This window comes from Pseudomonas sp. F220, assembly GCF_057813935.1.
In genome coordinates this window covers 1-10285 of the sequence record NZ_JBVASJ010000071.1, presented here as the reverse complement: position 1 = coordinate 10285, position 10285 = coordinate 1, and the positions used below count along the sequence as shown (strand labels likewise).

At 49.0% G+C, this 10285-nt stretch carries 7 protein-coding genes and 2 pseudogenes; 6 read left to right on the top strand and 3 right to left on the bottom strand.

Annotation, left to right across the window (positions count from 1 at the left end; translation table 11 throughout):
- Positions 1 to 744 precede the first annotated feature (744 nt).
- The 3 genes and pseudogenes from ACZYSM_RS28600 to ACZYSM_RS28590 all read left to right on the top strand — a co-directional run bounded on the left by ACZYSM_RS28600 (position 745) and on the right by ACZYSM_RS28590 (position 2778).
- Positions 745 to 1446 (top strand): annotated as a pseudogene (locus tag ACZYSM_RS28600) (IS5 family transposase).
- Between the two features lie 8 nt (positions 1447 to 1454).
- A pseudogene (locus ACZYSM_RS28595) lies at positions 1455 to 1919 on the top strand (ATP-binding protein); the annotation flags it as partial.
- A gap of 199 nt (positions 1920 to 2118) precedes the next feature.
- Complete coding sequence (locus tag ACZYSM_RS28590; RefSeq protein WP_489076956.1) at positions 2119 to 2778, top strand: HD domain-containing protein; 660 nt, start codon at positions 2119 to 2121, stop codon at positions 2776 to 2778.
- A 74-nt stretch (positions 2779 to 2852) separates the two neighbouring features.
- Here the strand turns inward: ACZYSM_RS28590 and ACZYSM_RS28585 are convergent, their stop codons facing one another.
- From ACZYSM_RS28585 to ACZYSM_RS28575, 3 genes are read right to left on the bottom strand one after another with little or no spacing between them, the layout of a single operon-like run.
- Positions 2853 to 4148 (bottom strand): MATE family efflux transporter, encoded by a 1296-nt coding sequence (locus ACZYSM_RS28585; RefSeq protein WP_489076954.1) that lies wholly within the window; start codon positions 4146 to 4148, stop codon positions 2853 to 2855.
- Between the two features lie 5 nt (positions 4149 to 4153).
- Positions 4154 to 4831 (bottom strand): dTMP kinase, encoded by a 678-nt coding sequence (locus ACZYSM_RS28580; RefSeq protein ID WP_489076952.1) that lies wholly within the window; start codon positions 4829 to 4831, stop codon positions 4154 to 4156.
- 2 nt (positions 4832 to 4833) lie between these two features.
- Positions 4834 to 5928, bottom strand: coding sequence for a nucleotidyltransferase domain-containing protein (locus ACZYSM_RS28575; protein WP_489076950.1), 1095 nt, complete (start codon positions 5926 to 5928; stop codon positions 4834 to 4836).
- 873 nt (positions 5929 to 6801) lie between these two features.
- Between ACZYSM_RS28575 and ACZYSM_RS28570 the strand changes: the two genes are divergently transcribed.
- From ACZYSM_RS28570 to ACZYSM_RS28560, 3 genes are read left to right on the top strand one after another with little or no spacing between them, the layout of a single operon-like run.
- The gene (locus ACZYSM_RS28570) at positions 6802 to 8094 is read left to right on the top strand and encodes a hypothetical protein (RefSeq protein ID WP_489076948.1); all 1293 of its coding nucleotides are present in this window, start codon (positions 6802 to 6804) and stop codon (positions 8092 to 8094) included.
- Positions 8060 to 9181: a DegT/DnrJ/EryC1/StrS family aminotransferase gene (locus tag ACZYSM_RS28565; RefSeq protein WP_489076946.1), complete on the top strand. Its 1122-nt coding sequence runs from the start codon at positions 8060 to 8062 to the stop codon at positions 9179 to 9181. The genes ACZYSM_RS28570 and ACZYSM_RS28565 overlap by 35 nt, the downstream gene beginning before the upstream one ends.
- 50 nt (positions 9182 to 9231) lie before the next feature.
- Positions 9232 to 10044: a DUF2797 domain-containing protein gene (locus ACZYSM_RS28560; RefSeq protein ID WP_489076944.1), complete on the top strand. Its 813-nt coding sequence runs from the start codon at positions 9232 to 9234 to the stop codon at positions 10042 to 10044.
- The last annotated feature ends 241 nt before the right edge of the window (positions 10045 to 10285 follow it).

Below are 10285 nucleotides of genomic sequence, written 5' to 3'. Positions count from 1 at the left end.
AGCGATTGCCGCATGCGCAGTCGGTGGCCGACTACGAAGCACTACTGCCATGGAACTGCTCGCCAGAGATGCCACGGTAAACACAAGGCGCATCTACCGGTAGGTGTGCTTTATGGATCGGATACGACGTATCCACTTAGTCCCAATGGTCGAACCCTACTGGTCTGCCGTTCCAAGCTGAAAAAAGCGTTCGTTGCCCCCCAATACTGCACTTCGCCGCGTTGTTCTGTCCGCGTTGCTCGGAACACCGTTTCTCTGTACTCAGCCACTTCAGCGCCCTGATTAAAAACCGGCATGACCTGCCCCATTTGAATGTCTCCGGAGATCCGGACACTGGGTATGTGCGCGAGTAGAGCGGACGTTCGCGATTCACGCAATACGACAAAAAAGCTGGGATAACGCCGGTCGCCAACAACCAGACGAGGATCTACGCCTCGAGTTTGGATTCCTTGCAGCATGTGTAAAAGCTCTTGAGCGGCGAGAGCACGATTAAGGGCCATAATCATTTCTTGCGCCGATTCTTGGCACCACTGTGTCAGGTTGCTGGTATCTGCCAGGATGTGCCTTGAGCCCGCCTGTTCGGCGAAGCGGCGCACTCCACATAGATATCGCGAGGAAGTAATAAATAGGCCGCGACTAGGGGGAGTTCTCATTTGAATCGAACAGATGAAACCCGTAACCTGAGTCGTTTTGGAGCAGCGGATGAGCCGCCATAGGCTTCTTCATGATGATTAATGGGAGCGGATTAAAAATCTGTTACCGGGCAAGGCCGATGATCGAGGCGTCACGGCACGCGATAACCGTCAGTTTGTCGAAGCGGTGCTCTGGATTGCTCGTACGGGCTCGCCGTGGCGTGATCCTCCTCAAATCTACGGTCATTGGCATAGAGTCTGTGTGCGCTACAGTCGCTGGTCCCGCACAGACGTTTGGGTGCATATGATGGAAGCACTCGCTGCTGACGCTGACCTGGAGCACTTGATGGTGGATGGCAGCATCGTGCGGGTTCATAAGCACGGCGCGGCAAAAAAAACAGGTCAGGACGCCGATGCCATGGGCAAGTCCCGAGGGGGGCTGAGCACTAAGATTCATGCGGCGGTCGATGCCTTTGGAAATCCGGTACGCTTGCTGTTAACGTCTGGACAAGCCTCGGAATACGGCCAAGCTGAAGGGTTGATTGGGGGGTTCGCCTTGGCAGACAAGGGTTATGACTCAGACGCTTTTGTTGAAGTCATCCAGCGTCGTGGCGCTGAGGCTATCATCCCTTCGAGAAAGAACCGCATGAGCCCTCGCAGCCTTGATTGACACCTCTACAAGGCCCGCAACTTGGTGGAGCGCTTTTTCCAGAAGCTGAAACAGTGCCGCCGGATAGCGACACGGCACGAGCGACAGGCCAGGAACTACCAGTCGATGCTGTCTCTTGTGTCTGCTGTCATATGGCTGGCCTGAATGAGAACACCCCCTTGGCTGTATCCGGAATCACGACCCACAACAAACGCGTGCGCTTCTTTTCCACGGTGGATCTGGTGAATCTGCTGGAGCGTGAAAAGTACGATGGCAAGGCAGGGCGAATTGTCCAGGGACTGCTTCGAACAGACCTGGTGATACTTGATGAGCTGGGGTATTTGCCCTTTAGCCAAAGCGGCGGCGCCCTGTTATTCCACCTGCTGTCCAAACTGTACGAACACACCAGCATGGTCATCACCACCAATCTCAGTTTTTCGGAGTGGTCGAGCGTGTTTGGCGACGCCAAGATGACTACTGCGTTGCTGGATCGGCTGACACACCACTGCCATATCGTGGAAACGGACAATGAGTCCTACCGCCTTCAGCACAGCACTTTGGCCGCCCGGACAAAGATCAAGTCACGGGAACGAAAGCGTAAGAACGGAGATGATATCGAGGACGATGAGCCGTTTTGATCCACCATAAGCGCCCTGCTGCATGCATCCATGCGGTGGGGCTTGATGCGTCTTCAACCGGTACACTGCTGCTAAGCTTATCCACAATTGCTGGGGCAAAAATCAGCAATCCGTCCTGGGTCAATTTTCAATCGGTAGGGTGGAGGGGCAATCAGCGCCAACAGCCTTACGTTCTCACCCCACTCGCCGAGAGAAAAAAATGACTGATAACCTGTTTTTTCCGTATCAAAGCCTGGCCACCGATCTGCTGACGCATCTTCCTGAGGACAGTGGAGATGGCTCGCACGATCTTTCGCATATCCATCGTGTTTGGGTTAACGCCAGCGTTATTCAGGCCGTGGAAGGAGGGGATCTCGAGATTCTTTTGGCGGCGACCATCCTGCATGACTGCGTTGCTGTCGAGAAAAACTCGTCACTGCGAGCGAAGGCTTCAACACTCTCATCGGAAAAAGCGTCGACTATTTTATCCGGCTTGGGATGGTCAGAGTCGAAGGTCATGGCAGTGGCGCACGCGATAGAAAGCCACAGCTTTTCCGCAGGGTTGGAACCGCTCACACTCGAAGCCAAAATACTCCAGGACAGTGACAGGCTTGATGCAATTGGCATGGTGGGGATCGCCAGGTGTTTCTATACAGCGGGCCGCATGGGGGCGGCTTTATATGATGTGACCAACCCAACGGCATCCGGCAGGGAATACCAAGACAAGCAGTTCGCTATCGAACACTTCCAAACCAAGCTGCTCAAACTGGCCTCCGGGTTTAGAACAAATGAAGGTGAGCGCATGGCGGCCAAAAGACATCAACGTCTTGATCACTTTCTAAGCGCATTCATGGCGGAGGTCAGCGCGTTGGAGTACTGATGCCCAGTCCAAGCGAGACACTCCGAGCCTGCGACATCCTGTACCGGCACAGATGTCGATGCACCATCAATCGCTTAATTCGCGTGCAAGGCACCTTTGGGAACACCAAACTTCAGCAAGTTGAGCCGCTCGCGTGATGTAAGCAGCAAGAGGCAAATCAAAAACGTGATCGCGTAGGTAAAAAGTAAATACGACAAGGGTCTGTTATCCAGAAAGCCGGAGAAAACGGTCGAGACATAGACACCATAGACAGACAGATTAATTATGATTTGTGGTGCGACGCTCTGTCCGTAGGCTCTAAGGTGAGCCGTGACCAACATCAATGAGGCGGTTGATAGCAACATTGCCAAAATCCCCAAACTGATCCATGGATCCTGGCCCAATAAGTCCGCTCTCAAACCGTATAAGGGCAGAATCAGGTTGTCGAAGCATGTAATGAGTATTGCCGAGGGAAGCGCACTGGCCAGTAACAACAGAATAGGGTATGCATGAAGAGGCTCAGTTCTATTTCGAGTGATATGGATACTATGGATTTGCGTAAATGCTGAAACGGGAATGGTCAGTAGAGAAACTATACTGATAGCAACAGAAAACACCGAAACAAAATCTTTATCAATAAGCAATAATCGCTTATTTACCATGAAAAATGCCAGCCGTTGTAGCGCCAAGCCCAAGCCTTGGGGGGCCCCTATTGCAATGAGCGTGCGCATCGTGTCGAGATTGACGTGTAAGGAGAACAATCGATTTTTTCTGCTGATGTAGAGGTAGTAGATTAATTCAAAGAAACCACAGGCGGTCATTAGTACAACCACGGCGTAAGAGTAGTTTAATGGGTTATGTATGAAAAATCCGATAATGGCAAGGGTGATGAGTGGTACAAACCCGATCATTCTTCCGATATTACTGCTGCGATCTTTGATCCAAGCTTCGTAATAACAGTTGAAAAAACTGGTAAGGACGTAGATGAAAATATAGGTAATGTACCAGACAGCCAGCTCTTTAGCCTTGTAATCAGAAGGGTAGGCGGAAATTTCGTTGGAAGAGAAGAGCAGAATAACACTGCAGGCCGACGCTACCAAACTGGCGAAAACCAACGCCAAAAAAAAGATGGAATTAAAGATGTCCTTGTTTTTAGTGTCTTTCGGCGAGGGGGTTAAATTTCCGATTGCGTAAAAAGTAAAGGTGGCTATGGTCGCGGGGAATATAAAAGCTGAAGAGATGTAGCTGAAAAAAGAAAATTCTTCGAAGTTTTTATTGGCAACCAGAATGCCTACGAGCGAAATGCCCAGGTACGGAAAAAAACGGTTGGCGGAAAATTTTAAAATATTAGATATATAAAACTTTAGATAGTTGGATACATGGGTATGCATGGATGTTATATCCCAAAGTCTGATAAAGACTCCATGACCTCATGCGCTATGAAATCAATGGGTTTATGGTCTGCTTTGATTATCATCCAACCGTTTTGCGCGGCGAGATCCAGATAAATCTCTCTGAGTGTATTTTGATAGGCAATGAAGTCGCTTTTGCTTGAGCCTTTCAAGCCATCCATTCCTCCGCTCTCGGAAAAGCCGTAGGAGGTCTTTCTCTCTGCGGCAATTTTAGGGTCTACATCTATATATATAACCGGGCTGGGGCGTGTGAGGCTGTAGAAGGCGGTCAGCATGGCTTCATACATATAGCCGGCCTTTAATCGATAGCGCACCAAGTACTTATAGCACCAGCTTTCCATTATGACACTGTGGCCCTCAACCAGAGCGGGCTTGATTTGTGTGTTGTCTATGACATGAAACCAGGCTGCCAGCAAATACAGCCAGTGCATATCGCCAAGCTCGTCCATCGGCGCACCCTTGGGGTACTCCCAAAGGATGCTGCGGATAGTAGCGATATGATTGTCGGTGTAGGAAGAAAACGCAGGCGGGTATTTTTTATCGACAAGGACGAGCTTGTTCTTGATTCGATTTTTTAACAAGGGACCAAGCGCCTCAAACAAAGTCGACTTGCCCGCACCATCCAGGCCCTCAAACGCAACAAAAAACTGCTTATCAGTCATGGTCAGACCTTATAGTGTTCGAAATTGAATTTATCAACAGCCAGCACATCGACTGAGCTGAAAGCTTTGAGGTATTCGGAGAAGGTCTGGGGAGTTAATTTCAATATGTCTTCAGCCTTTTTTTGTAGCGTGGTGATAGATGACGTATTGTCAATCAGTGCCCACAGATTGGCGGCCGTCGCAGGTAGCTCAAGTAAAGGCGTAGAGGAAACCACCATGTAGAATTTGCCCTGCATCTCAATAACGCGACTTAACGCAGACTTGCGCAATATCATATTGCCAGTGTCATTCGACTTGTGCAGGAACCTGGCATTCCAGTCAAAATCGCCCAACTCATCGGCCTCGAATCGAACGTAATCGCCCACTACTTGCTGAAAGCGGAATGCCCGCTCTATATAGATATTGCCTGTGATCTCATTTTCATAGGGCACCACTGACATCAGCTGGATAAATTCTTTATAGGCTGGGTGCTGCAGTCCCAAATACTTTTCGGCGTAAGCCAGTTGCCACTTTTCCAGCAGCGAGGTCGCACCGAAGACTGCCAGTAAGCGGTTGAATGTTTGCCTGACGGCATGGTGAGCGTTGAGCAGAGCTGAAGCATGATCATTAACCAGGAGGTTCCCGGCACAGACCTTTAGCGAGCGCTCCGCATACAGGAAACACAGCTCGGACAGTCGCTCCGCGAACGTTTGCGCATCCAGAAGGTTTTTTAGTGTCTGGAAGGCTGCCTGACCGGTCAAGCCGATACCTGAATGTACGCGATGACACAGCAACAGCTCATAGGGCGAAATGTTCGCCAAATCCTTACCGGCGTGAACAAATTCAAATATACCGACCAGCTTTGATAGCTTTATGGAGGTGACTTCAATCGGGCGTTCAAAATCGGTCAGTAGGATTTCAGCTTCTTCGCATTCATCGTAAACAGCATAAATGTCGTAATCGGATTTAGGTGTTGATAGACCTTCCGCGATTGAGCCTGACAAAAAAGTAAATAGAGGTTTTTGATTGTTGAGGTAGTTTTTATCCAAGAACGCTTTAAGTGCGGATATATCGGCAGAAGATAGCACTTTGGTATCTTGTATGTGGACGTGGTTCATCGATAAGTCTCTCACAGGAATGATGATTCAGGCCGCCAGCTTTAACACTGCAGAGACGTACGGGTTAGCACTGGCCGTGGTTCAGTGTGCGCAACAGTTGAAGAGGAGTGATTTACGAAAGGTAGGCGTTGTAATTCATTAGCCGCTGACAGCGGGATTGCGTGTACGCAAATTCTCTGGGGCATCTGGAGCATCCTTGTTCCGTGCTGATTTCCGTTTCAAGCAAACTTACTTTTTTAGAGTACACACGCCGAACAAAAGCTGTCAACTCTGGTAGGAAGGTTTTGAATTTTTGAATAGTGTCGAAAAAACTCGAAAAATAAGATTGCCTGTGATATCGAAAGGTGATGGCAAGAGGCCATATATCGAGGCAGGTAAAATTAGTTGAGCACGAATAGCCTTTAGGGGTCTTTAGGGGCGGTTGCTGCTGTTTCGACTGACGGTGTTTAAATCACCAAGGCGGATTGACAGCTGACTAGTGGGTCATGGATCACACTTAGCCCGTATATATTGGGGGAGCGGCGGGTGTGACGTAGATAGAGAGGACGTTAGTGTCCGAAAGAAAAATTTTTTTGAAAAGAAAATGTTGACACGAATTAATTCGCTGCTAGTTTTGTCCTGCGAAGAGCAATACCGCACTTCGGATCTACAAATCTAAGAAGGATTTTTTATGACTAGTATCCGCGTTCTGAACACGCAAGAGCAAAGTGCTGTAAGTGCTAAGACCACGTTCACCGCTAGCGGTGGTGGTGGTGGCGGTGGCGTAGCTGCAAAAGCCTAAGTAGCACGTCAATAACGGACTGAATAGGGCACATGGATGTGCCACTAAAGGACTGATGCGCAGTTTTTCATGGAATGAAAAAGGATTTGCTCGTGTTTCTCAATCCCAGGCAAATAAGCATCAACCCTGTCTTCCCGGCTGACCACTCCATGGGAAGTCGAAATTTTTTAAGATACATTCGGTCGAAAATAACCAGCGAACAGTTTGCGTTACTGTCGATTGCCGTGTGCAATGATTTTCGAATCGAATGCCATTCTTTTTTCTTTGAAGATCTTGAAAATTTTCTTGTTGTCAGAAAGCTGAAAGTGCTCAATGTACTTCAGTCCATGCCATTCAGCTACAAAAAAATAGCTAATAATAAGCGACCTTCTTGGCTGTTGGTAGAAAACGAGGAAGGAGAAACGCTACTGACTATTAGTGTTTCCCCCACTAAAGAATACCTTCTCCAATATGCTTCAATCGTTCAAAGCGCAGTGCTTTTTTTGTGCCCGAGAGGGCAACGTTCAGCCAGCTATACTAAAGCTGCCCATGCAGCTGAGGCAATGAAGGCTTTTTATTATCCTGAAATTGCAGAACATTACTCGGATCGATTAGGGCTGACTGCTTATCTTGAGCACACCAAAGGACCAGATGATGTTTATGTCATTGGTGAAGGTGACAAAGCATTTGCTCAAGTCATAAGTGATGGGTTGTTTGTCGAAAACTTGCATGATTCAACATCGTTCAGCGTGATCGATCTCGCCCTTCCTGGTGCCATTTTCAGAATCAGGATCATAGCGATCAAGCATTCGTTCTGGGGGAGCGCCGCCGGGAATGTGGCAAAGGTATGCGCAGAGCTTGGCTCTACCAAGGGTATTGTTTACATCGCCAAGTTGGGCGCGATCTCACAAAAGCTTGATCTGTTCGATATGGTTTCGCCGTGTAAGTTTCTTCTGTGGGAAGCTAATAAGGTTACTCATGTTCAGGCGCCCCCGGCCTTTTTTGATGAGACCGTACTCTCGGAAATGGGAGTGGCCCAAACGGTACATGTTTCATTGCCAACACTGGTCGAGGAAACAAATTTTTTATTAAATTACTTCAATGTCAATGGCGCAGAAACGATCGATAATGAGATTTCGTTTATCGCCGCAAGCATCGCATTGGTTAACAGGACAGTCTCCACGCCGGTGCCGTTTTCCTGCTTGCACATAGTGACTGACAAACCCTCGTCGAGTATTTTTGAAAAGCTTAACCATGGCGTAGAAGTTTCAGATATCAATCACTTGCTGAGCAAGGATAATTTGCAATACCGGCGGCAGAAAAATCATCATCATAGGCATTTTTTAGAGATATTTAATCGGACGATAATCTATGAGCGACCTGACATTGGTAGAGCAATTGCCTGAAAAATTTTTTGATGAGGCGTCGGCCAGTTATTTATCCACTTTAGAATGTACTTTTCACGACAAGCGGCTATCAGGGACTTCTCCGTCAGTTTCAAGCTATGAAGAAAAACTGAAGGTTTGGTTTGGTACCGAGTATGCACTGCCCGTCGCATCAGGGTCTGCCGCGATTCTTTTGGCGCTTTACGCTTGTGGCGTACAAAGGGGCGATAAGGTCGTCGTCAGCGCATTGGCCCCTATCCCTTCACTTCTCCCCATTTTGCAACTGGGGGCGGAGCCTTTGTTTGTTGATGTTGAGGTGGGTAGCTTCAGGTTCGACACAGAGGATCTAAAGAAAGCAATCGAGCTCAAGCCAAAGGCTTTACTGGCTGTAGCGCTGTGGGGATACCCAGTCTTAACGCGTGAATTGATCGATGTATTGGCTGATAATGCAATACCGTTGATTGAGGATTCTGCGCACGCACACGGTTCCATTGAGTTGGGCAAGTTTTCTGGAACGGTAGGGAGCATCGGCTGTTTCAGTACCCACGATAATAAATTGCTCTCCACAGGGGAGGGCGGATTTGTGTTAACAAACAGCGCTGAGCTGTATGAAGGGATGAAAACCTATAGTCATCTTGGCTACTGTCGGGGCGACGTGATGGGCTTCAATTTCAAGCTGGGAGCGCCACAGGCCTTGCTTGGGCAGGACAGATTGACGCGGCTTGAGAGTCAGATAGCCGCTCGCAAAACAGTTGCAAGCGCGTTGCTTGCTCAACTGTCGCTCCCGGCCATCGTCGCGCCGATAGAGTTTGAGGCCACTTCGCATCCGAATTTTTACAATCTGGGCTTTTTTATCCAGGCTGAAAGAGCGTGCGCGGCCAGCTTGATTAGTTATTGCCATGAGCGTGGCGTGCCCAGCAATGCGATCAAATATAATATTAAACCAAGCTATCGGTACCCGCTGCTGAGCCCTTATTTTCGACTCTGCAAAAATGCAGAGTTCATGGCGTATAACATTACGTCGATTCCGTGCTTGCCAGAATTAACAGAGTCGCAGATTTCTGCGGTGAGTGAATTATTTAATAAAGCGGTAAGCCAGCTTCTATGAGATATATTTTTTCTGGGTTGAGTTATACCACCGAAGGTGGGCAGTTCATCTTGGACAACGTTGGCACCCACGGCAGGCGTACGGTGGCATTACTGAACTGCCCCATCACTTTGCGCCGGATGAGTGCAAGGTTCTGCAGCGGTTGGTATGATCTTTCTAGCTTTACGCCGCATCCATGCCCTACATCGAGCCAGTTGACTGCCAATGGCAATTCCTGTGAGGCCTGCGTAAAAAAGACCGGATACAGCCCGTTTTTTTACAATGTCCCTGCTGCACAAATTTCGCAGCAACAGCGGCATTACAATGCATCGCCGCATTCCGTGTACCTGGCGTCCTTTGGGCCTGATTTGATCAAGGTCGGTATCTCTAATTCGGGACGGCTTAATGATCGATGGTTGGATCAGGGCGCGATATACGCTCGAGAAGTCTTCAACTGCGCCGACGCCGCTTCGGCCAGGGAGCTGGAGGCTTTTGTGTCCTCGAGCGCCTCGATTGTGGAACAGGTTTCGGTCGCTCTTAAGGTGAGGTCACTCGTCAGGTATGGCGTTGCATACGATCCTGAGCCGAGTTTTGAAAGAGTCTTGAACCTGATTTCCGAGTCTGCTGTCCTGGGCGATCGGGCCGGTCTTACGGTGGATCTGACTACCTATTACAAGCCTGAGCGGATACCGTTCTCTGCCTTGATCGATGTGTCGAGGGAGTCACCGCTCGAGGTATCCGGGAGGATCTGCTTCAGTGTCGGGGGCATTTGTATATTCGAGACCGATGGGCTTTATTATCTTTGTGATATGAGCAAGTTCAAGTCACACGTGGTCCATTTCGACTCGGTTATGCGACCCCGGCAAAATCTGACGTTATTTTAATAAAGACCATCCAACTCGCCTGGCGCCAAGCCTGCTCCCCGTTGCAACAGTCGAAAGCCTACTCTTGGGGTTTTCCTGTGGCGAACACCGCCTGCTGCTAGGCACTCGCTTCTTTGTAAGCGATCCATCACCTACACCTTCAAAGCCGCCAGTTGATCCTCAATGCTGTGCTCCCGAACTCTTTCAGGAGCCAGCACCTCATGATGCGACCCGATGCAAAAGTGGAAAAAGTCTACCTCTA